The organism is Cupriavidus necator, assembly GCF_013141915.1.
GTDB classification, from domain to species: Bacteria; Pseudomonadota; Gammaproteobacteria; order Burkholderiales; family Burkholderiaceae; genus Cupriavidus; species Cupriavidus necator_B.
Genome location: NZ_SROX01000002.1, coordinates 1 through 22,078, shown reverse-complemented (window position 1 = coordinate 22,078; position 22,078 = coordinate 1). Strand labels below are relative to the sequence as shown.

The following is a 22,078-nucleotide window of genomic DNA, read 5'->3' as shown; positions in this document are numbered from 1 at the left end:
AAAATGGCGGGTCCGCCGGCATGTCGCTGGCCCTGCACTTCACCTTAGCAACATGCTCGACATCCAGCTGTTCCGCAAAGACATCGACGCCGTGGCGCAACGCCTTGCCACGCGCGGCTTCCAACTCGACGTGGCGGCGTTCCAGGCACTCGAGGCCGAACGCAAGCAACTGCAGACCCAGACCGAGGAACTGCAGGCGCGCCGCAACAGCCTGTCCAAGCAGATCGGCATGCTCAAGGGCAAGGGCGAGGATGCCTCGGCCGTGATGGCCGAAGTGGGCGGCATCGGCGACACCCTCAAGGCCTCGGCCGCGCGGCTGGACGAGATCCAGGCGCACCTGGCCGAATTGATGCTGTCGATTCCCAACCTGCCGCACGACAGCGTGCCGGTGGGCAACGATGAAACCCAGAACGTCGAGGTGCGCCGCGTCGGCGAGCCGCGCCAGTTCGATTTCGCCGTGCGCGACCATGTCGACGTAGGCGAAAAGCTGGGGCTCGATTTCGACACCGCGGTCAAGGTCACCGGCTCGCGCTTCTCGATGCTGCGCGGCGGCATGGCGCGCCTGCATCGCGCGCTGGTGCAGCTGATGCTCGACACCCATACGCAGGAACACGGCTACACCGAGATGTACGTGCCGTACATCGTCAACGCCGCGTCGATGCGCGGCACCGGCCAGTTGCCCAAGTTCGAGGAAGACCTGTTCAAGGTGCCGCGCAAGGTGGGCAGCGAGGAAGGCGAGCGCATCGAGAACTTCTACCTGATCCCCACCGCCGAGGTGCCGCTGACCAATATCGTGCGCGACGCCATCGTCGCCGGCGAGAAGCTGCCGCTGCGCTTTGTCGCGCATACGCCGTGCTTCCGCTCCGAAGCCGGCTCGTACGGCAAGGACACCCGCGGCATGATCCGCCAGCACCAGTTCGACAAGGTCGAGCTGGTCCAGGTGGTGCCGGCCGACCAGTCCTTCGACGCGCTGGAGCAGCTGACCGGCCACGCCGAGGCCATCCTGAAGAAGCTGGAGCTGCCGTTCCGCACCATCGTGCTGTGCACCGGCGACATGGGCTTCGGCAGCACCAAGACCTACGATCTCGAAGTGTGGATCCCCGCGCAGAATACCTACCGCGAAATCAGCTCGTGCTCGAACATGGGCGATTTCCAGGCGCGCCGCATGCAGGCCCGCATGCGCACCGGGCAGGGCAAGCCGGAACTGGTGCACACGCTGAACGGCTCGGGCCTGGCCGTGGGCCGCACGCTGGTGGCGATCCTGGAGAACTACCAGAACGCCGACGGTTCGGTCACGGTGCCGGCCGCGCTGCAGCCGTATATGGGCGGCGTCACCCGCCTGGAACCCGAACTGTAAAAAATCTGCTGCCGGCCTCTTGCACGGGCCAGTGCCGTGTGGCTATAATCTTGGTTTCGCCACACGGCAAAGCAGTTACCGGAGAGGTGGCAGAGTGGTCGAATGTACCTGACTCGAAATCAGGCGTACCGGCGACGGTACCGTGGGTTCGAATCCCACCCTCTCCGCCAGACAAGAAGCTGCCCGGTCTCGACCACCGGCAGGCAACAACAGTGTAGTAAGACTCAGGCCGACGCCCACGACAGTGCGCGTCGGTTTTGTTTTTTCCGCGCTCGCTATTGTGTTCGCCGCCTTTGGCACGGTAGCCGGACCGCGCGGCGGACGCCATCGGCCGCGCCGGCTGGTGCACTATCATGGCGATCCGCAACGCAGGATGCCGCACCATGACCCAGCCACCCGACCGCCCGGCGACCGCGCCGGCCTTTCACGGCGACCCGTCCGAACTGCCGACCGATCCCAATCTCGTCGCCGGCATGCCGTACCGGCATTACAAGGGCGGCGCCTACACGGCGGTAGGGGTGGGGCGCTTCGAGGCCGACCTGGCGCCGGTGGTGGTCTACCGCGCCATGCGTGACCCGTCGCTGCTGTGGGTGCGCCGCGCCGATGTGTTCAGCGAACCGGTGGCCACGCCGCGGGGCGAAGTGCCGCGCTTCGCGCCCGACTGGCCCGCGGCACTGGCCTGCCTGGACTTCCTGCCGCGCCAGGCGGTGCTAGACGTGCTGGCGCTGCACGACACGCCGTACCGCCGCTACCACGACCGCCGCCATATCCTCGAGATGTTCGAGGCCGCCCATGCGCGCGGCGTGGCGCTGGACCGCGCGCAGGCGTTGGCGGTGCTGTGCCACGACGCGGTCTATGTGGCAGGCTGCGAGCACAAGGAAGCTGCCTCGGCCGCCCTGATCGAAACGGTCGCGCCTGGCGAGGCGCGCGCGCTGCTGGAGCGTGCCGCGCGGATCGTGCTGGATACGCGTGGCCATCGCCCGAGCGCCGAGGGCGCGGACACCGTGCTCGATCTCGACCTGCTGCGGCTGGCCGCGCCGCCGAAGGTGTTCGACAGCCACAGCCGGGACGTCTTTGCCGAGAACCGCGCACTGCTGGCGGCGCGCACCGGCTTGCAGGGCGATGCGCTGCTGGCCGAATTCATGCGCCGGCGCGCGGCATTCCTGAGCCACCTTGCGCAGCGCCCGCAACTGTTCCTGACCGCGGCCTTCGCCGACTGCGAGGCGCCGGCCCGCGCCAATATCGCCCGCATCGTCGGCGCGGCGGAGGCATCCGGTGACTGACATGCCGGCGCGCGCCGGCGCCTTCGCCCAGCACTGGCTCACGCCGGGCGCGGCGCTGGGCCTGCTCGCGCTGTTTGCGCTGGTGACCTTGCTGCTGCTGAGCCTGGTGCCGCTGCTGGTGGCCCTGTTGCGGCCGCTCGTGCGCTGGCTGGAGCGCTGGCGCGTGTGGGGCGCCGGCGCACTGTCGGCGCGCGTGGCCGCGCGGCCGCGGCGGCTGGGCGCGATCACGCTGCGCGTGCTCGAGCGCGACGTGGCCGAGTTGCTGCTGGTGCTGCTGGCCGGCGCCGTGCTGCTGGGATGCGGCAGCGCGCTGTTCTGGCTGGCCGGCGAGGTCGCAGAAAATGCGCAGGTGGTGCGCCTTGACCAGCGCGTGTTCGCGGGGCTGCGCGCCTTGCGCTCCGACTGGCTCGACCTGGCGATGGTGGCCGTGACTGAACTGGGCGGCGGGCGCGTTGCCGTGGCGGTGGGCGTGGCGGTGTTCGCGTGGCTGTGCTGGCGCCGCGCGTGGGTCGTGGCGCTGTACTGGGCCGGCGCGCTGCTCGGCGCGCGCGCCTGCGTGATGGCGCTCAAGCTGGCCATGGCGCGCGTGCGTCCGGCCAGTATCTACAGCGGCCTGGAGTCGTATTCCTTCCCCAGCGGCCACGCCACCAGCAGCATGGTCACGTACGGCTTCCTGGCCTTCCTGATGTGTCTGCGCCAGCCATGGCGCGTGCGCATTCCGGTGCTGGCGCTGACCGTGGTGGCGGTGGCGGCGATCGGCGTGTCGCGGCTGTACCTGGGCATGCACTGGCTTTCCGATGTGGCCGCGGGTTATGCGCTCGGGCTGGCGTGGATCGCGCTGCTTGGCGCGGCCTACATCACGCTGCACGGGCCGGCGGCACAGGACTCCGTGGCGCCGTCGCGGCTCGGCACGGTGGCGGCCGTTGCGGTGGTGGCGGCGTTCGGCTATGTAGCGTGGTTCCGGCTGCCGGATACGCTCGAGCGCTATCGTCTGGCCGGCGACGCTACGCTGGCGACGCCGCTTCAGCCTCCGATGTTTGCGGCAGGCGCGACACCAGCAACTGGTCGATCTTGTGATGGTCGATGTCCAGCACTTCGAAGCGATAGCCCGCCACGGTGATCGACTCCGACTTCTTCGGGATACGCTTGAGCGCATAGATCACCAGCCCGGCCGCGGTATCGACATAGTCCTCGCCGGGCAGCGCATCCAGCTCCAGCGCTTTCTTCAGGTCCACCAGCGGCGTCAGGCCATCGACCAGCCACGAACTGTCATCGCGCCGCACGATCTGCTCGTCTTCGCTGGAGTAGAGGATGTCGCCCATCAGCGCGCCGACGATATCGTCCAGCGTGACGATGCCCACTACCAGCCCGTACTCGTTCATGACCACGGCAAAGCTCTGGTGCATCTCGCGGAAGCGGGTCAGCGACTCGGACAGGGTCAGCGTGTCGGGAATCACCAGTACGTTCTTGTCGTGGTGGCGGCCGATATTACCCATCACCGCCGCGCTTTCATCGGCCAGCAGCAACTGCAGGATGTCCTTGGAATCGATATAGCCCTGCACGTCGTCGAGATCGTGGCCGCACACGGGGTATTGCGCGTGCGGCTGGTTGACCAGCTTGCGGCGCACGCTGTCGGCGGGCTCGTCCAGGCTCAGGTAGACCACCTCGTCGCGCGGCGTCATGATCGCGGTGATGCCCTTGAAATCGAGCTCGAATACGTTCTCGATCAGGTGCAGCTCATGCTTGTGCAGCACGCCGGCCTCGGCGCCGGCATCCACCATCGCGGCGATGTCCTCGGTGGTGATCTGGTCGACCGGCTTGGTCGGCAGCCGCATCAGCCGCAGCATGGCATCGGCGGCGGCGTTGAAGATCCAGACCAGCGGCCTGAGCACGCGCAGCAGCGTCAGCATCGGGTCGATCACGGCGAGCGCGCAGGCCTCGGGAAAGGTCATGGCGATGCGCTTGGGGATCAGGTCGGCAAACTGGATGAACAGCAGTGTCACGATCAGGAACGAGCCGATGTTGGCGGTTCGCTGCGCGTGCACCACCTGCATGTAGGGCGACAGCGCTTCCAGCAGCAGGTCGGACACATGCTTCTCGCCGAGGATACCGGCCAGGATGGCGACGCTGTTGACCCCGATCTGCACGATGGTGAAGAAATTGCCCGGCTCTTCCTTGAGCCGCAACACGCGCGTGGCGCGGCCGTCGCCGCGCTCCGCCAGGACTTGCAGCTTGGTGCGGCGGGCAGCGGTCAGCGCGATCTCGGAGATCGAGAAAAAGGCGCTGACTAGGACGAGCAGGATCAGGGTCAGGACGAACATAGGCAGGATGGCGCTGGCAGGTTGTGCCTGCAGGCGGCTTGATGATGGTGCACGGCGCGCGCGGCTGTCAATCGGTCCGCCGCTCAGTCGCGGCGCCTGGCGGGCGTGGCGTCGAAGCTTGCCGTGGGCGCTTCGAGGCGCTGCGGCAACGTTGCGGCGAGCGCTGCCGCGGCCTGCGCGAACTGGTCGCGCAGGTCGTCGGCCAGGCTCGAGCCGGCGCGGTGGCTGGCGCGCAGCATCTGGATCTCGAACGGCAGCACCGGCGCTACGTCATGCAGCGCGACGCGCTCGGCGCTGGCGCTGAGCGCGGTGTACTGGTCCAGCAGCGTCATGCCCAGCCCCGCGTCGACCAGCGCCAGCGCCAGCGAGTAGGTCTGCACTTCCAGCGTCGAGCGCGGTTCCAGCGCATGCCGGGCCAGGGTCTGGCGCACCAGCAGGCCGAGCGAGCTGTTGTCGTCATAGCCGATGAAGGCGCGCTCCATCAGCCGCTGCATCGGCACCGTGCGGCGGCGCCCGCCGGCGGGCAGCGGCTGCGCGCGCGGCACCGCCAGCAGCATGCGGCCGCTGGCCACCGGCTCGCTCGAGATCGCTTCGTGGCGGGGCGGGGCGAAAGCGAAGCCCAGGTCGATCTGGTTGGCCAGCAGCGCGCCGACGATTTCGTCGGTATGGTGCGTCAGCACCTGCACCTGGGTGTCGGGGTGGCGCGCGCAGAAGCGCCGCACCGCCGGCACCAGCAGCGGGTTGGCCAAGCTCGGGGTGGCCGCCACGCGCAGCCGGCCGGCGCCCTTGTGGCGCAGGCTTTCCGAGACCCGGCGCACGCGTTCGATCTCGCCATATAGCCTTTCGACATCGCCATACAGCGCGTTGGCCTCGGGCGTGGCCTGCAGCCGGCCGCGCACCCGCTCGAACAGGCGGAAGCCAAGCGAGGCCTCGGCATGCTGCAGCACGCGCGTGACCACCGGCTGCGACACGTGCAGCAGGCGCGCGGCCTCGCTGACGGTGCCGGTCAGCATCACGGCGCGGAACACTTCGATCTGGCGCAAGCGCATGGCATCTCAGTCAATCAAAAGGCGGGCAGGCGCCCATAGCCTGAGGACATATTCTGGCACGTATTCGCATTGGGCAAGCCGGCGCGGTTGCACTACGCTCTGTCTGATGGATGCAGGCAAAGGAATGGCAATGCGGGTGGTGATCGTGGGCGCGGGCGTGGTGGGCATGACGACGGCATGGCGCCTGGCCGAGGACGGGCACCAGGTGACGGTGCTGGAACGCCACGACGGCCCGGGCGAAGAAACCAGCTTTGCCAACGGCGGGCAGCTGAGCTACAGCTACGTGGCGCCGCTGGCGGGCCCGGGCGTGATGGCCAAGGTGCCGGGCTGGCTGCTGCGGCGCGATTCGCCGATGCGCTTCCGGCCCACGGCGGATCCGGCGCAGTGGCGCTGGCTGGCCGCCTTCATGGCCGCCTGCAACGCCGCCACCAGTGAGGCCACCACACGCAAGCTGCTACGGCTGGGCTTTTATTCGCGCGACCTGATGCAGGCCTTTGTTGCCCGGCACCAGCATGACGACGGCGGCGCCGGCTTCAATTTTGCGCGGCGCGGCAAGCTGGTGGTGCACCGCGACGCGGCTGCGTTCGATTCGGCCTGCCGGCTGCTGGACTACCAGGCCAGCCTCGGCTGCGAGCAGCAGGCGCTGGATCGCGCTGCCTGCGTGGCGCTGGAGCCGGCGCTGGCCGGCATCCGCGACCAGATTGCCGGCGCCATCCACACCCCGAGCGAGGAGGTGGGTGACTGCCATCGCTTCTGCCTGTCGCTGGCACGGTTGCTGCGAGACGGAGCCCATGCGGGCGTGTCGATGCGCTTTGGCACCGTCGTGCAAGGGCTGGTGCAGCAGGGCGGGCGCGTCACCGGCGTGCGCACGCAGGCGGAAATCGTCCCCGCCGACGTGGTCATCGTGGCGGGCGGCATCGGCAGCGTGCCGCTGCTGCGTCCGCTGGGCGTGCGGCCGATGCTGTGGCCGCTCAAGGGCTATAGCATCACGGTGCCGCTGGCCAGCGGTGCGCACGCGCCGCATATCAGCGTGACGGATTTCGCCAACAAGATCGTTTATGCCCGGATCGGCAATACACTGCGGGTGGCGGGCATGGCCGACCTGGTGCGCGGCGGCACCCGTATCGACCCGGAGCGGGTCGGCACGCTGGTGGCCCAGACCCGTGCGCTGTTCCCCGGCATCGTGCCGGACCAGCCGCTTGCGCAACTGCAGCCGTGGGCCGGGCTGCGTCCGGCCACGCCCGACGGCCTGCCGCTGGTGGGTCCGTCGCGGGTGTCGGGGCTGTGGCTCAACCTAGGCCACGGCGCGCTCGGGTTTACGCTGGCGATGGGCAGTGCCGGCCTGCTGGCCGACCGCCTGGCGGGGCGGCGCCCCGCCATCGACGCAGAAGATTTCGATGCCGCGCGCGCATAGCGCCGCGGCCGAGCATGGGTTGTTGCCGTACCGGTAAGTCCGCAGTACCTGAAGCTGTCCACGAAACATGCCTCGATGACCAAGCCCCACGACAAGGAGCGCCACATGCAAACGCTGCACCCCCACCGATCCACGACCCGCCGCGCACTCGCGGCCGCCACGCTGCTGCTGGCCGCCGGCGCTGCCCAGGCCGCCGACGGCGACACGCTGAAGAAGATCAAGGACAGCGGCGTGATCTCGCTGGGCTACCGTGAATCGTCGATCCCGTTCTCGTACACCGACGGCAAGGAGGTCATGGGCTATTCGCACGAGATCCTGCTGCAGATCGTCGACAAGGTAAAAAGCGAACTGAAGATGCCGAACCTGCAGGTGCGCCTGACGCCGATCACCTCGCAAAACCGGATCCCGCTGGTGCAGAACGGCACCATCGATATCGAATGCGGCAGCACCACCAATAACCTGGAGCGGCAGAAGCAGGTGGCGTTCTCCAACAGCCTGTTTGTCTACGGCATCAAGATGCTGACCAAGAAGGATTCGGGCGTGAAGGAGTTTGCCGACCTGAAGGACCGCAACGTGGTCACCACCGCCGGCACCACCGGCGAGCGCCTGCTGGTCAAGATGAACGGCGAGAAGGCGATGAACATGAACCTGATCAGCACCAAGGATCACGGCCAGTCCTTCCTGATCCTGGAAACCGGCCGTGCCGCGGCGTTCGTGATGGATGAGCCGCTGCTGTATGGCGAGCGCACCAAGGCCAAGAATGCGGCCGACTGGGTGGTGGTGGGCGCGCCGCTGCAGACCGAAAACTACGCCTGCATGTTCCGCAAGGACGACCCCTCGTTCAAGAAGCTGGCCGACGGCGTGATCGCCGACTTGCAGACCAGCGGCCGGGCCGAGAAGCTGTACAACAAGTGGTTCATGTCGCCGATTCCGCCGCGCGGCATCAACATGAACTATCCGCTGTCGGCCGACATGAAGGCGCTGTTCGCGGCGCCCAACGACAAGGCCTACCAGTAGGGCAGGGCGGCGGGCGGGGGAACCGGGCCTCGCGGTTATTTAGCCATGATGAATCGATATTTTGCCTTCGATAGGGTTTGCGGTAGTGTTGAGCCCGATATAGGCTCATAGCAGCACAACCGACCGGCGGCCCCCAAAAGAGGCCTGCCGGCGCTGCCCCATATTGCCTATCCGCATCGACTGGAGAACATATGCGATCGCTTCGTACTGGCTGGTTCAAATCCTTGCTGGCCGCTTCCCTGGTGGCTGGCGCCGGCCTGGCGGCCACCGCGGTCCATGCCGCCGACCTGCTCGACACCGTCAAGCAGGCCGGCGTGCTGAAGATCGGGCTGGAGGGCACCTATCCCCCGTTCGGCTTCCGTGGCGCAAAGAACGAGCTGGAAGGCTTCGACGTGGACGTGGCGCGGGCGGTGGCGGGCAAGCTTGGCGTCAAGCCGGAGTTCGTCACCACCGAATGGAGCGGCATCATCGCCGGCCTGCAGGCGGGCAAGTTTGACGTGATCGTCAACCAGGTCAACGTCACGCCGCAACGCCAGCAGGTGCTGGACTTCTCCACGCCCTACGTCTACTCGGATGCGCAGCTGATCCAGCGCAAGGACGACAAGCGCCAGTTCAAGTCGCTGGAAGACCTGAAGGGCCACAAGCTCGGCGTCAGCCTGGGCAGCAATTACAACGACCTGGCCAAGTCAGTGGCCGGCATCGAAGTCAAGACCTATCCCGGCGCGCCTGAGTACCTGCGCGACCTGGCGGCACAGCGTGTCGACGCCGCGCTCAATGACCGGCTGATGGTCGCCTACCTGGTCAAGACCGCCAACCTGCCGCTGCGGCCGGGCGCCATCGTGGCGGGCGCCACCACGCAGGTGGCGATCCCGTTCCGCAAGGACAACCCCAAGTTTGCGCAAGCCATCAACCGTGCGCTGGAAGACCTGAGCAAGGACGGCACGCTCGGCAAGCTCTCGGTGAAGTGGTTCGGCACCGACGTGACCAAGCCCGTTGGCAAGCCGATCAAGTAAGCCGATCCAGTAAGCCGGCCAGCGAGCCGGGCGGTATCATGTCGCGGCGCGGCGGCCTGCATGGCTGCCGCGCCGCTTTGTTTTCTTACCCATTGTCCGCCGCCACGCCCATGTCCGCTCTCCAGCTCGTCATCGATTCCCTGCCCGTGCTGTTGCAGGGCACGCTGCTGACCATCAAGTTTGCATTGTGGTCGATGCTGTTCGGGCTGATGATAGGCACCGTGGTGGCGCTGATGGGCATCAGCCACAGCCGCGCGCTCAAGGCGGTGGCGCGCTCCTATGTCAGCGTCATGCGCGGCACGCCGCTGCTGGTGCAGATCTTTGTGGTGTACTACGGGCTGCCGGGCGTTGGCATCGCGCTGGAGCCCACCCCGGCCGGCGTGCTGACGCTGAGCCTGAATGTGGGGGCGTACCTGTCGGAAAGCATGCGCGGCGCCATCGTCGGCGTGGCGCGCGGCCAATGGCTGGCCGCATACAGCCTGGGGTTGACGCCGGCACAGGCGCTACGCTATGTGGTGGGCCCGCAGGCGCTGCGGCTGGCGGTGCCGAGCCTGTCGAACAGCCTGATCAGCCTGATCAAGGATACCTCGCTGGTGTCGGTGATTACCGTGACGGAGTTGCTGCGCACCGCGCAGGAGGTGATCGCGGCGACGTACCAGCCGTTGCCGCTGTACCTGGCGGTGGCGGTGATCTACTGGGTGTTGAGCACGGGGTTGTCCGGGCTGCAGCACAGGCTGGAGCGGAGGTTGTCGTTGCCGGGAAGGCATTGAGATCAAGCTTGCCTGTGCGCAAAAAAAGCCGGTTCCCTGGAACCGGCTTTTTTGTTGCTGAGGAAGTTCACCTTGCGCGGGGCGCTCCCCTCTCCCATTTATGGGAGAGGGGAGCGCCCCGCGGCACTGCGGAAGGACTTACCCCTGCGCGATGCGACCGGCGATATGCCCCAGCGCCTCTTCCACCTGGTCCACCAGGACCAGGCACAGGTCGCCCGGCTGCAGGTGCGACAGCGCGGTATCGATGGCGAGGAACTCGCCGTGGATTTCCTCGACCTGGCTGGCGCGTTGCGCGCCCTGCAGGCCTTCGCGCAGCAGCGCCAGCACCTCGCCGTCGGCGCGGCCGCGCTGGCACTGGTCCTGGTACAGCACAACTTCATCGAACACGCCGCCCAGGATCTGGGTCTGGCGGCGGATGTCGTCGTCGCGGCGGTCGCCCGCGCCGCTGATCACCACCACCCGCCGCCTGGCCGGAATGGATTGGATCGCGTTGCACAGCGCCAGGATCGCATCCGGGTTGTGGCCATAGTCGGCGATCAGCGTGGCGCCGCGGTAGTCGAACACATTGAAGCGTCCGGGCGCGGTCTGCGCATCGTTGACGAAGGTGGCCAGCCCGCGACGGATCACCGACCAGTCGACGCCCAGCGCCCACGCGGCGGCGATCGACGACATCGCGTTCTCGACCTGGAAGCCGATGGTGCCGTTGCGCGTCAGCGGGATCTCGGCCAGCGCGATGCGCACTTCGGCGTCGCCCTCCGCGGCGACGATGTCGGCGCCGTCGACGAACACCACGCGCTTGCCCTGCGCGCGGTGCGTGGCCATGGCCGGCTGGTCGGGGTCGTGCGCGAAGAAGGTGACGCTGCCGGGGCAGGCGTCGGCCATGCGCACCACCATCGGATCGGCGGCGTTGAGCACGGCCATGCCGTGCGGCGCCACGTTCTGCACGATCACGCTCTTGAGCACTGCCAGGTCTTCCACCGAGTTGATGTAGGACAGGCCGAGGTGGTCGCCTTCACCGACGTTGGTCACCACCGCCACATCGCAGCGGTCAAAGGCCAGGCCCTCGCGCAGCAGGCCGCCGCGCGCGGTCTCGAACACGGCGGCGTCCACGTCGGGGTGCAGCAGCACATTGCGCGCGCTGCGCGGGCCGCTGCAGTCGCCGGTATCGATGCGCTCGCCCTGGATATAGACGCCGTCGGTGCCGGTCATGCCCATGCGCAAGCCGCTGCTGGCCATGATATGGGTGATCAGCCGCACCGTGGTGGTCTTGCCGTTGGTGCCCGAGACCGCCACCACCGGGATGCGGCCGTCGTCGCCGTCGGCAAACATGGTCGAGACGATGGCCTCGCCGACCGCGCGGCCCTTGCCGTAGGACGGCTGCAGGTGCATGCGCAGGCCCGGCGCGGCGTTGACTTCGACGATGCCGCCGGCCTGTTCCTCGAACGGCTTGAGCATGGTTTCACAGACCGCGTCGACGCCGGCGATGTCCAGGCCCACCATCTGCGCGGCCGCGACAGCGCGCGCGGCGATGTCGGGGTGGACGTCGTCGGTCACGTCGGTGGCGCTGCCGCCGGTGGACAGGTTGGCGTTGTTGCGCAGCACCACGCGGGTGCCGTTGGCGGGCACGGAATCGGCGGTCAGGTTCTGCTTGGCGAGCGTCGCCAGCGCGATGTCGTCAAAGCGGATCTTGGTCAGCGAGGTGGCATGGCCTTCGCCGCGGCGCGGGTCGCGGTTCACTTCCTCGACCAGCTGGCGCACGGTATGCATGCCGTCGCCGATGACTTGGGGGGGATCGCGGCGCGCGGCCGCGACCAGTTGCTTGCCGACCACCAGCAGGCGGAAATCGTGGCCCGGGATATAGCGCTCGACGATCACGTCCGAGCTGATGTCCGAGGCCACCTCGTAGGCGGTCATTACTTCCTCGCGGGTGCGGATGCGCACCGCCACGCCCTTGCCCTGGTTGCCGTCGCGGGGCTTGACCACCACCGGCGCGTCGATTTCCTGCGCCGCGGCCCAGGCCTCTTCGGCACTGCGCACCGAGCGGCCCAGCGGCACCGGCACGCCGGCGGCGTGCAGCAGGGTCTTGGTCAGTTCCTTGTCCTGAGCGATCGACTCGGCCACGGCGCTGGTACGGTCGGTCTCGGCAGCCTGGATGCGGCGCTGCTTGCTGCCCCAGCCGAACTGCACCATCGAGCCCTGCGTCAGGCGCCGGTACGGGATGCCGCGCGCGACCGCCGCGTAGACGATGGAGCCTGTGCTCGGCCCCAGGCGCACGTCCTCGTCGAGCTCGCGCAGGCGGTGCAGCGCGTCGGCCAGGTCGAACGCGGTGTCGTGGCGGGCCGCGTTGCACAGCGCTTCGGCAAGCTCGAAGGCGAGCCGGCCGACTTCTTCCTCGCTGTACTGCACGATCACCTGGTAGATGCCGGGCTCGACCGTCTGCGCGGTGCGGCTGAACGTCACCGGGCAGCCGGCGGCCGCTTGCAGGCGCAGCGCCGTGACTTCGAGCACGTGGGCCAGCGACAGCTCGCCCGATTCCTCGTCGGGGCGCAGCGGCCCGATTTCGGGGAAGCGCGCGCGCAGCCGGTCTTCAAAGCCGGGCAGCGCCGACAGCATGTTGGCGGTGTCCTGGCAGGCCACGATCGCCTCGATGGCGGTGTGGCGGCACCACAGGTTCGGGCCCCGCAGGGCCCGGATACGGGAGACTTCCATAGAACGGTTTCCGTGTCTTCTATGCGCGGTTGGGCTGGGGGCGTCAGGCGCGGCGGGCAGGCTGGCCCATCCAGTGGTGCACCAGGTCGACGGTCGCGCCGGTAGCAGCCTCGTCGCACTGCAACACCAGCAGGTCGCCCGGTACCAGTTGGCTCAGGGCGGTTTCGATGGCGCTGGCGCGCGTGCCTTCGTCGATGATCTTGGTCACGCGCCGGCCTTCGTACAGGCCCTGCTTGAGCAGCGCGCGCGCCTCGGCGTCGGCCAGGGCGCGCTTGACGCTGCGGTCCTCGCACAGGAACACGCGGTCGAAATGCTGGCCCAGGGCCTTGCCCTGGCGCACCAGGTCTTCGTCGCGGCGCTGCGCGCCGGCGCCGTAGACCACCATGCGGCGCTCGGCCGGGAAGCGGTCCAGCGCGGTCGCCAGCGCTTCCAGCGCGGGGGCGTTGTGGGCGTCGTCGATCACCACCGTGGCACCGTTGCGCTCGAACAGCGTAAACCGGCCCGGCACGTCGACCTGGCCGACATCGAAGGTCACCACGCCGGCGCGGATCAGGTCATTGGAGATGCCCAGCGCCCAGCCGGCGGCCACGGCGGCCAGCACATTCTCGACCTGGAACGCGACGCGGCCGGCATAGGTCAGCGGCACCGCGGCCACGTCCACCAGCGCGGTCTCGCTGGTCCCGCTGGCCAGCACGATCTTGCCTTCGCGCACGTACACCGCGCGCTTGCCCGCGGCGCGGTGCGACACGATCGCAGGCAGCTCCGGCGTCAGGCCAAAGAAGATGACGTCGCCATCGCACAGTTCGGCCATCTCCACCAGGCGTGGGTCGCGCGCGTTGAGCACGGCCGCGCCATTCTGCAGCACCACGTCGACCTGCGTGCGCAGCACGTTGTACATGCGGTCTTCGTCTTCGACGTAATAGTCGCCGAGATGGTCGGGCTGGTCGAAGTTGGTGACCACGCCGACCTGGCAGCGGTCATAGGCTAGGCCCTCGGACAGGATGCTGCCGCTGTCGTTCTCGAACACGGCGGCCTCGACCGCGCGGTTCATCAGGATGCGGTGGGCGGCTTCCCAGTTGGACCGGTCGCCGCTTTCCACCTGGCGGCGGTCCAGGAACAGGCCATCGCTGCAGGCCAGGCCGGTATGCTTGCCCGACAGCTGCAGCAGGCGCGCCACCAGGCGTGCCACCACGGTCTTGCCGTTGGTGCCGGTCACGCCGACCACCGGGATGCGGCCCTGGTCGTCTTCGGACTCGGGGAACAGGTGGTTGACGATGGCGCGGCCCACCGGGCGCGGCGTGCCCTCGGCGGGCTTGATATGCATCAGCAGGCCGGGGCCGGCGTTGACTTCGACAATGGCGCCGCGCTGTTCGTGCAGCGGGCGCGAGATGTCCTCGGCCACCAGATCCACGCCGGCGATATCCAGTCCGACCACGCGCGCGGCCAGCGCGGCATGCGCGGCGACGCTGGGGTGCACGCGGTCGGTGACGTCGAAGGCGACGTTGCCGTTGCGCTGGATCAGCACGGGGCGGCCCTGCGGCGGCACCGTGCTGCCGTCCATGCCCTGGCGCTTCAGTTCCAGCCGCGCGGCGGAGTCGAGCCGCACGCAGTTGAGCGGGTGGTCCTCGGTGCTGCCGCGGCGCGGATCGGAATTGATCTGCAGCTCGATCAGTTCGTCAATGGTGGACTTGCCGTCGCCGACCACGCTGGCGGTCTCGCCCATGGCAGCGGCGACCAGGCGGCCGCCGACCACCAGCAGGCGGTGCTCGTTGCCGGGGATGAAGCGCTCGACGATGACGCCGCTGCCTTCCTCGATGGCCACGCCGTAGGCGGTTTCCACTTCTTCGCGGGTCATCAGGTTGGTGAACACGCCGCGGCCATGGTTGCCGTCATAGGGTTTCACCACCACGGGCACGCCGATGTCCTCGGCGGCATCCCAGGCGTCTTCCGGCGATTCGACCAGGCGGCCTTCCGGCACCGGTACGCCGCAGGATTCCAGCAGGCTCTTGGTCAGGTCCTTGTCGCGCGAGATGCTTTCGGCGATGGCGCTGGTGCGGTCGGTTTCGGCGGTCCAGATGCGGCGCTGGCGCGCGCCGTAGCCCAATTGCACCAGGTTGCCGTCCGACAGGCGGATCGCAGGGATGTCGCGGTCATCCGCGGCGTCGACGATGCAGGCGGTGCTGGGACCCAGGCAATGCTTGTCGACCAGGCGGCGCAGGTGGTCCACCGTGGCCGGCACGTCGTACGGACGGTCTTCGATCGCGGCCATGACCAGGTCGCGCGCGGCGAACAGGGCGGCGCGGGTGACTTCCTCGTGCCAGGCGCGCACGATCACTTTGTAGACGCCGCGCACCGGCGTCTCGCGTGCCTTGCCGAAGCCGCCCGGCATGCCCGCCAGGTTTTGCAGCTCAAGCGTCACGTGTTCCAGGATATGGCCCGGCCAGGTGCCTTCCTTCAGCCGCTGCAGGAAGCCGCCGCGCTCGCCGATGCTGCAGCGATGCTCGATCAGCGACGGCAGCCAGGCCGACAGGCGCTCGTAAAACCCCGGAATCGTGTTGGAGGGAAAGTCCTCCAGTTCCCCGATATCGACCCATGCCTCCAAGACGGGCCGATATGTCCACATATTCGGGCCGCGCAGCGACATGACATCGAAAATCTCAATGTCCTTCTTTTTCATTGAATTAGCTTGAGGCAGTGGGCGGAACGCCCGAGAAATGGAAGCCTAACCTTTCAGTAACGTTACAGCACAGAGCGGGTTGACTTTCTTGGTGTAAAAGTGATTGTGCAACGCATCAGGCCACCCGCATGTTCATCGTTATGTATACTGCGGGCGAATTCACGGGCCGCCAGCGCGTGCCCGGCCTAAATTGTTTCAAAATGTCCGCAACTCCCGGACGCACGCCGCGCCATCCATGACCCAGTCCGCCCTGCCTGTCCCTACTGCCCTTGCCGCCGATGACCCCTGGCGGGCTGAAGCCGGATCGTGGCTCCGACCCGGCGAGACTGTCTTGGCCGGACTGGCACTGGACCTCGACGCGAGGCTGCATTTTACCCAAGGGTGGCTGGTTGTGACGGACCAGCGCATGGTTGCCCGCGCCCCCGGTGAAAAAAATGTGCGGGAATGGAACATCGCCCCCACGCTACGCCTGTCGCACACCGATCACGCAGGGGTGGGCACGCTGGAATTGAGCGGCCCGGCAGGCCGGCTCGCCAGCTGGCGATATACGCTTGGTTACAATCCGGCGGCCCTGCGGCTGGCGGACCAGTTCGAGGCCCAGCGCGACGCCGCCGCTTCGCGTCCGGCCGCCGCGGCGGGAGAGGTGTTGTGTCCGACCTGCAAGGCGCCGCTGCCGCCCGACGAGGAACAGTGTCCCCAATGCAGCCGCGAACTCGAGACGCCGCCGTCGACCTGGGCGCTGCTGCGGCTCTGGCGCTTTGCCCGGCCCTACCGCTGGCCGCTCCTGGGCGGCTTCTTGCTGACGCTGCTGTCGACCGCCGCCACGCTGGTGCCGCCATACCTGACCATGCCCCTGATGGACAAGGTCCTGATTCCGTTCCAGAACGGCGTCCCGATTGACTATGGCCTGGTGCGCCTCTACCTCGCCGGGTTGCTCGGGGCGGCGCTGGTGGCCTGGTCGCTGGGATGGGCGCGCACCTATCTGCTGGCGCGGGTATCGGAGCGTATCGGCGCCGATCTGCGCACGACCACCTACGAACACCTGCTAAAGCTGTCGTTGGAATATTTCGGCGGCAAGCGCACCGGCGACCTGATGGCGCGCATCGGCTCAGAAAGCGACCGCATCTGCGTGTTCCTGTCGTTGCATCTGCTGGATTTCGCCACCGATGTGCTGATGATCGTGATGACAGCGGCGATCCTGGTGTCGATCAACCCCTGGCTCGCCCTGGTGACGCTGGTGCCGTTGCCCTTTATCGCGTGGATGATCCACCTGGTGCGCGATCGCCTGCGCCACGGCTTCGAGAAGATCGATCGGATCTGGTCCGAAATCACCAACGTCCTGGCTGACACCATCCCGGGCATCCGCGTGGTCAAGGCCTTTGCCCAGGAGAAGCGCGAAGTCTCGCGCTTCCGCGAAGCCAACAAGCATAACCTCGCGATCAACGATCGCGTCAACGCGGTCTGGTCGCTGTTCACGCCGACCGTAACGCTGCTGACCGAGATCGGGCTGCTGATCGTATGGGTGTTCGGCATCTGGCAGGTCTCGCACAGTGCCATCACGGTGGGCGTGCTGGTGGCGTTCCTGACCTATATCAGCCGCTTCTATACGCGGCTGGATTCGATGAGCCGCATCGTCTCGGTGACGCAGAAGGCCGCCGCCGGGGCCAAGCGCATCTTCGACATCCTCGACCATGTGTCGAGCGTGCCGGAGCCGGCGCGGCCGGCCCGGCTGGATCGGGTCGAGGGCGCCATCGACATGAGTGACCTGGGCTTCCGCTACGGCAACCGCGCGGTGATCCGCGGGCTGAACCTGTCGATCGCGCCGGGCGAGATGATCGGGCTGGTCGGCCACAGCGGCTCGGGCAAGAGCACCCTGGTCAACCTGATCTGCCGCTTCTACGATGTGTCAGAGGGCGCGATCCGTGTCGACGGTGTCGATATCCGCTCGCTGCCGGTTTCGGAGTACCGCCGCCATATCGGCCTGGTGCTGCAGGAGCCGTTCCTGTTTTTCGGCACGATCGCGGACAACATCGCCTATGGCAAGCCGGACGCGACGCGTGAAGAGATCATTGCCGCCGCGCGGGCCGCCCACGCGCATGAGTTCATCCTGCGGCTGCCGCACGGCTATGACTCGCTGGTCGGTGAACGCGGCCAGGCGCTGTCGGGCGGCGAGCGCCAGCGCATTTCGATTGCGCGCGCGCTGCTGATCAACCCGCGCATCCTGATCATGGATGAGGCCACCTCGTCGGTCGATACCGCCACCGAGAAGGAAATCCAGAAGGCGCTCGACAACCTGGTGCAGGGCCGTACCACCATTGCCATTGCGCACCGTCTGTCGACGCTGCGCAAGGCCGACCGGCTGGTGGTGATGGACCGCGGCCAGATTGTCGAAGTGGGCAGCCACGACGAATTGCTGCTGCGCGAAGGCGCGTACTACAAGCTTTACCAGGCGCAGGCGCGCAATGTCGATACCGAAGACGACGACGCAGAAGAGGCCATCGAGATCCCGGAGACCGCCCATGCCCAATGACATCGCCGCCGCCGCGCCGGCCCCTGTGTTTACGCTCGACCGCAATCCTTTCGGCCGCCTGGTGCTGATTGCCGAGGACGGCACCGTCCACGAGGGCGTGGTTCCGGTGCGCGCCTTCCCGATCTCGGCGCCGCGGGGCGGCATTGGCATGATGAGCACCGACGGGCATGAGGTGGTATGGATCCCGCGGTTGGAAGACCTGCCGATCGCCGAGCGCGACATGATCGAGGCGGAACTGGCCTCGCGCGAGTTCATGCCGGAGATCGAGCGTATCGTCAGTGTGTCGACCTACGCCACGCCCAGCGTGTGGACGGTGAAGACCGACCGCGGCCAGACCGACCTGGTGCTGCGCGGCGAAGAGGCGATCCGGCGCCTGGCCGGCAGCACGCTGCTGGTCTCGGACACGCACGGCATCCATTACCTGATCCGCGACCTGATGGCGCTGGACAAGCACAGCCGCAAGATACTTGACCGCTTCCTTTGAGGGGCGGCCGGGAGATCAGTGCAGCAGCTCGGACGAATCGTCCTCGTCGTCCCAGTCGTCGTGCATCACCGGTACGTCAGGCGCCATGTCGAACACCATCGAGTGATAGCGCACGCTGAACCACTCGCGAAACATCTGCAGCGATAGTTCCTCGGGCCACGCCGAATCGTCGAACCATTCGCCGAGCATGAATTCGAAGAACGCCTGCCAGCGCTTCTCGACCCAATGTACGGCGTTCTCGTGCGTATCGGCCAGTTCCTCGGGCAGCAGGAACACGCTCTGGTCTTCGCGCACCTGCTCCAGCGTCAGGCCGGCCACGGGCTGGGGATCGACTGCCTGGATCCATTCCAGGAACGGCTGTTCCGGAACCAGGGCGATCATGGAGCGGTTGATGGTGAAGCGGGGATGGTCGGACATCGCGAAAGCCTTCAATGACTGCAACCGGTTATTGTAGTCTTTCGCCCGCGCTGTAGCGGTGAATCGTGCGCCGGCAATTTTTTGCCGATGCGCGATTCGTTGCGGCTACTGGTAGTCCATCGTAAAGATCATCGCGCTGGTCACCTGGCCCGGCGAAGGGATGCCGCCGAGGCCGGCATAGCGGGCGCCGAAGCGGTACGTTGCAGGAAGCTGGCCCAGGATGTTGCCCATGGCATTGCGCGTCTGCAGCGGTACCGGTCTCGTTCCGCTGGCATCGACGATTTGCACGCCCGCGCCGCTGGCAATGCCGGCAGTGCCGGCATTGGCAATGCCCAGGATGCCGGTCGCGGCCGAAATCACCGGGGTGCCCGCGGCGCCGTCCAGCGTCATGCCGACAATGGCATTGTCGTTGCAGGTCAACTGGATGGCGAACGGGGTGCTGCCACTCACGGCCCGGCCTGCGAGCGTGCTGGCGCTGATGGTGGGCAAGTTGACGGTGGTGGGATAGTTGATATTGCAGGCGATTTCGCGCAGCGCGATCACACCGGAAAAGCCGATGTAATTGTTGCTGGTTGCCCCCAACGCGCCATCCAGGGAGCCGTTGTAGACGCCAAAACCAAATCGGGTCTGGGAGGGATCCAGGCTGCCGGTGGAGATCGCGCCGGTCTTGACGAACTCGATCGTTACCGCGATGGAATAGGTCAGATCGGGATTGAGAAAGCCAAGGTTTGCCGAACGCGTGTCGCACCAGACGCCTGAAGCATTAGTCATCGGCTGGCCGGCTGCATTGCGCAGGCGAATACCGACGCCCGGCACGCCGGTGGAGTAGACGCCGGGCATGACCTCGGTACCCGAACCGTAATAGCACGAGACGATGGGCGCGCCCGGCACTACCCACGGTTGCACATAGGTGCAGGCGCCGCTGATCTGGTAGCTGCGCACGGTTCCCGGAATCGTGCTGCCCACCGCCAGGTTGGCGGCGACCGCCATGGTGTCGAGCGTCTGCAAATAGGGCATCGCGGGGGTGGAGCTGCACGCGGCGCAGGCATAGTGCGGCGCCGCAATGCACGCCAACACGACGAGCCAGCGACGCAGCGTTCGAAGAAAGTGTGTTCCGTTCATAGCAGGGGTCATGGGTTGCGGCCGCTGGCAACCATCTTTATGCCAACGTCTGCCGCTACGATATGAGCAGCACACGCATGAAGCGATAAGGCTTGCCCTATTTTTGGGTCGGAACTTTCCACCGATGGAGACCCGGCGCCAAAGAAAAAGCCCTCGGCCAGGGTGGACGAGGGCTTCAAGTGGCAGCGGGCGAGTCGCGGATCGCCCGTATCGCATGATGGGCCTGCCTGACGCACCTGGCATCCCCAAATATGGGGATGGCGCTTGTGCCGGTGCCATGGTGGCGCCGCCAGGCAAAGAAAAACCCGCGCAGCCGGGGCTGTCGCGGGTTTCTGGTCCTGCTGGTACTGCATCGGACTGAATACTGGTGGAGCCGGCGGGAATCGAACCCGCCACGTCAATCCGCGTAAGTCTTTGATCTGATTATGGTTTCGCTACTTCGCCCGAATACTTGGGCGAAACTTGGGCGAGCCATGAAAAACGAGGCCGAAGCCCCGTTGCTAACACCCTGTGGCCGTTAGTATCTTCAATGATGCATCGCCGCAAGTTGAATCCATCGCCGCAAAGCCGCCCCAGCCCTTGGCCCGCGCATCCACCCGGCCCCAAATAAGTTGAATGCCACGGCGGCTGGAAGTTCAGGCCGGTCAATTCGATTCCGGATCGGGAATCGAACCGGCGTCCGGAGTTACTCCACCTCATAACCGGCCTGCTCCCGCGCGATCGCAACTAGCCGAGGATCGGCTTTCGTCAGCACGTCTAGCAGCAGGCGCTTTTCCTCCAGGTAGACGACGGCGAACTTCGGATCATGCATGACGATGCTCGACGTGTTGCTGATCAGGTCGGCGCATTTGATGGTCTGGACCCAGCCAGGAGCAGCGGCAAGGCGCGCGCGGGATGCGGCCTTCCTCTCGGCCCTGTTGCCAGTCTCAAGGTCGGACAGCAAGCACACGCCTTCCGTTACTTTCAGTCCGAATCGTTCCAGCAACTCGGTCGACGTGATGCCTTGATCTTCGACGCAGTCATGAAGCCACGCGACCGCGATCATTTGCTCCAGCCACACATCGTCGTTTTCACCGACAGTGGCCACGATCCCGGCAACCTCCGCCAGATGGTCTGCGTATGGGTTGTTCGTGTACTTGCGCCGCTGGTCCTTGTGGACCTCGCGGGCGAACATCATGGCGTTGTAGGCAAGTGTCATTTGTCCGTACCAGTTTCTGCGCCGAGCCATGCCCGGCGGGTCGTCTCGATGATCTCTTCTGCTGCTTGCTGCATTCACAGGCGATACGTTGTAAATCGAAAATACAGGCGTTGGGCTGTGCGGGTCACTGCTTGTCCCGCTCCTGCTGGATGGCGGCGTCGGCATGCATTGCAGCGGTCAAAGGCCAAATGGTCCCTTGCACGCCGCGGTCAGCGAAGAATCGATCCGCCATCGCTACGTCCTCAATCGTCACAGGCTTGCGCCCAAATTCCATGGCTGACAGATCGGAAGGCTTGACTCCATGGGCTTGGGCCATTTCGTAAAGGCTGGTGTTAGCCACCATGCGCAGCGCGCGCACCAGCATGCCGTATGCGGTCAGCGGGTTGCTGAGGCTCGGGCGTTCCTCCATCTCTGCATCCGCCTTCCCCGGTGAGGGGGTGGCGCGGCGGTTCCACGCGGCGATGGCCGATGCTTCGTCGCGGCCGATGCGCAAGATTGGGCGGGATGGCTGCCCAGGTTCCTGCGGGCACCAATGGCGAATCTCGATACTCACGGGCTCGCCATATCCCTGGCCGTTCCATGTCCCCTTGTTGACGTGCAGAACAGTTTCGCCTGCGCCGCAAAACGGGCACGGCAGCAGATCTGCTGGGGTAGTGGCGGGGGTGGTCACGTTGCCTCCATTGCAGAGAGATTCAGTTCATCACGAGCGTTCCGGGG

17 protein-coding genes and 1 tRNA gene are annotated in these 22,078 nt (G+C 66.7%); 10 read left to right on the top strand and 8 right to left on the bottom strand.

The genetic code is table 11. The features are described 5' to 3' along the window. Positions 1–52: 52 nt before the first annotated feature. The 4 genes from serS to E5S69_RS05055 all read left to right on the top strand — a co-directional run bounded on the left by serS (position 53) and on the right by E5S69_RS05055 (position 3,760). A complete protein-coding gene (serS, locus tag E5S69_RS05070) occupies positions 53–1,357 on the top strand; it encodes a serine--tRNA ligase (protein ID WP_171513947.1) in 1,305 nt (434 codons plus the stop codon). 80 nt (positions 1,358–1,437) lie between these two features. After that, positions 1,438–1,527 (top strand) — tRNA-Ser (locus E5S69_RS05065). 183 nt (positions 1,528–1,710) lie between these two features. After that, positions 1,711–2,640 (top strand): DUF1653 domain-containing protein, encoded by a 930-nt coding sequence (locus tag E5S69_RS05060; protein ID WP_171513946.1) that lies wholly within the window; start codon positions 1,711–1,713, stop codon positions 2,638–2,640. Between the two features lies 1 nt (position 2,641). Next, positions 2,642–3,760 (top strand): phosphatase PAP2 family protein, encoded by a 1,119-nt coding sequence (locus E5S69_RS05055; RefSeq protein ID WP_171514436.1) that lies wholly within the window; start codon positions 2,642–2,644, stop codon positions 3,758–3,760. On the opposite strand, the gene E5S69_RS05050 is transcribed toward E5S69_RS05055, so the two are convergent. Together E5S69_RS05050 and E5S69_RS05045 are read right to left on the bottom strand one after the other, a co-directional pair. Beyond that, complete coding sequence (locus E5S69_RS05050; protein WP_171513945.1) at positions 3,645–4,961, bottom strand: hemolysin family protein; 1,317 nt, start codon at positions 4,959–4,961, stop codon at positions 3,645–3,647. The genes E5S69_RS05055 and E5S69_RS05050 overlap by 116 nt on opposite strands. A gap of 83 nt (positions 4,962–5,044) precedes the next feature. After that, positions 5,045–6,010 carry a LysR substrate-binding domain-containing protein gene (locus E5S69_RS05045; RefSeq protein WP_171513944.1) on the bottom strand — a complete coding sequence of 322 codons (966 nt, stop codon included), beginning with the start codon at positions 6,008–6,010 and terminating at the stop codon, positions 5,045–5,047. 130 nt (positions 6,011–6,140) lie between these two features. Between E5S69_RS05045 and E5S69_RS05040 the strand changes: the two genes are divergently transcribed. The 4 genes from E5S69_RS05040 (at position 6,141) to E5S69_RS05025 (ending at position 10,224) form a co-directional block, all read left to right on the top strand. Beyond that, on the top strand, positions 6,141–7,424 hold the full coding sequence (locus E5S69_RS05040) for a D-amino acid dehydrogenase (RefSeq protein ID WP_171514435.1): 1,284 nt from the start codon (positions 6,141–6,143) through the stop codon (positions 7,422–7,424). 105 nt (positions 7,425–7,529) lie between these two features. Further along, complete coding sequence (locus tag E5S69_RS05035) at positions 7,530–8,441, top strand: glutamate/aspartate ABC transporter substrate-binding protein (protein WP_171514434.1); 912 nt, start codon at positions 7,530–7,532, stop codon at positions 8,439–8,441. Positions 8,442–8,632: 191 nt separating this feature from the next. Further along, positions 8,633–9,454: a transporter substrate-binding domain-containing protein gene (locus tag E5S69_RS05030; protein ID WP_171513943.1), complete on the top strand. Its 822-nt coding sequence runs from the start codon at positions 8,633–8,635 to the stop codon at positions 9,452–9,454. 110 nt (positions 9,455–9,564) lie between these two features. Continuing rightward, positions 9,565–10,224, top strand: coding sequence for an amino acid ABC transporter permease (locus E5S69_RS05025; RefSeq protein WP_171513942.1), 660 nt, complete (start codon positions 9,565–9,567; stop codon positions 10,222–10,224). Between the two features lie 138 nt (positions 10,225–10,362). Here the strand turns inward: E5S69_RS05025 and cphA (E5S69_RS05020) are convergent, their stop codons facing one another. Together cphA (E5S69_RS05020) and cphA (E5S69_RS05015) are read right to left on the bottom strand one after the other, a co-directional pair. After that, positions 10,363–12,933 carry a cyanophycin synthetase gene (gene cphA / locus E5S69_RS05020; protein WP_171513941.1) on the bottom strand — a complete coding sequence of 857 codons (2,571 nt, stop codon included), beginning with the start codon at positions 12,931–12,933 and terminating at the stop codon, positions 10,363–10,365. A gap of 43 nt (positions 12,934–12,976) precedes the next feature. Beyond that, on the bottom strand, positions 12,977–15,610 hold the full coding sequence (gene cphA / locus E5S69_RS05015) for a cyanophycin synthetase (RefSeq protein WP_171513940.1): 2,634 nt from the start codon (positions 15,608–15,610) through the stop codon (positions 12,977–12,979). 235 nt (positions 15,611–15,845) lie between these two features. Here cphA (E5S69_RS05015) and E5S69_RS05010 point away from each other — a divergent pair, with 235 nt between their 5' ends. After that, on the top strand, positions 15,846–18,140 hold the full coding sequence (locus E5S69_RS05010; protein WP_171513939.1) for an ABC transporter ATP-binding protein: 2,295 nt from the start codon (positions 15,846–15,848) through the stop codon (positions 18,138–18,140). Beyond that, positions 18,130–18,624 carry a DUF1854 domain-containing protein gene (locus E5S69_RS05005; protein ID WP_171513938.1) on the top strand — a complete coding sequence of 165 codons (495 nt, stop codon included), beginning with the start codon at positions 18,130–18,132 and terminating at the stop codon, positions 18,622–18,624. Before E5S69_RS05010 ends, E5S69_RS05005 begins: the two co-directional genes overlap by 11 nt. 15 nt (positions 18,625–18,639) lie before the next feature. Here the strand turns inward: E5S69_RS05005 and E5S69_RS05000 are convergent, their stop codons facing one another. The 4 genes from E5S69_RS05000 to E5S69_RS04985 form a co-directional block, all read right to left on the bottom strand. Continuing rightward, a complete protein-coding gene (locus E5S69_RS05000) occupies positions 18,640–19,041 on the bottom strand; it encodes a hypothetical protein (protein WP_171513937.1) in 402 nt (133 codons plus the stop codon). Between the two features lie 105 nt (positions 19,042–19,146). Then, positions 19,147–20,058, bottom strand: a complete 912-nt coding sequence (locus E5S69_RS04995) for a fimbrial protein (RefSeq protein WP_236901229.1) — start codon at positions 20,056–20,058, stop codon at positions 19,147–19,149. Positions 20,059–20,848: 790 nt separating this feature from the next. Beyond that, positions 20,849–21,361 carry an HD domain-containing protein gene (locus tag E5S69_RS04990; RefSeq protein ID WP_171513936.1) on the bottom strand — a complete coding sequence of 171 codons (513 nt, stop codon included), beginning with the start codon at positions 21,359–21,361 and terminating at the stop codon, positions 20,849–20,851. A 124-nt stretch (positions 21,362–21,485) separates the two neighbouring features. Beyond that, positions 21,486–22,031 carry a Lar family restriction alleviation protein gene (locus E5S69_RS04985; protein ID WP_171513935.1) on the bottom strand — a complete coding sequence of 182 codons (546 nt, stop codon included), beginning with the start codon at positions 22,029–22,031 and terminating at the stop codon, positions 21,486–21,488. Positions 22,032–22,078 lie beyond the last annotated feature (47 nt).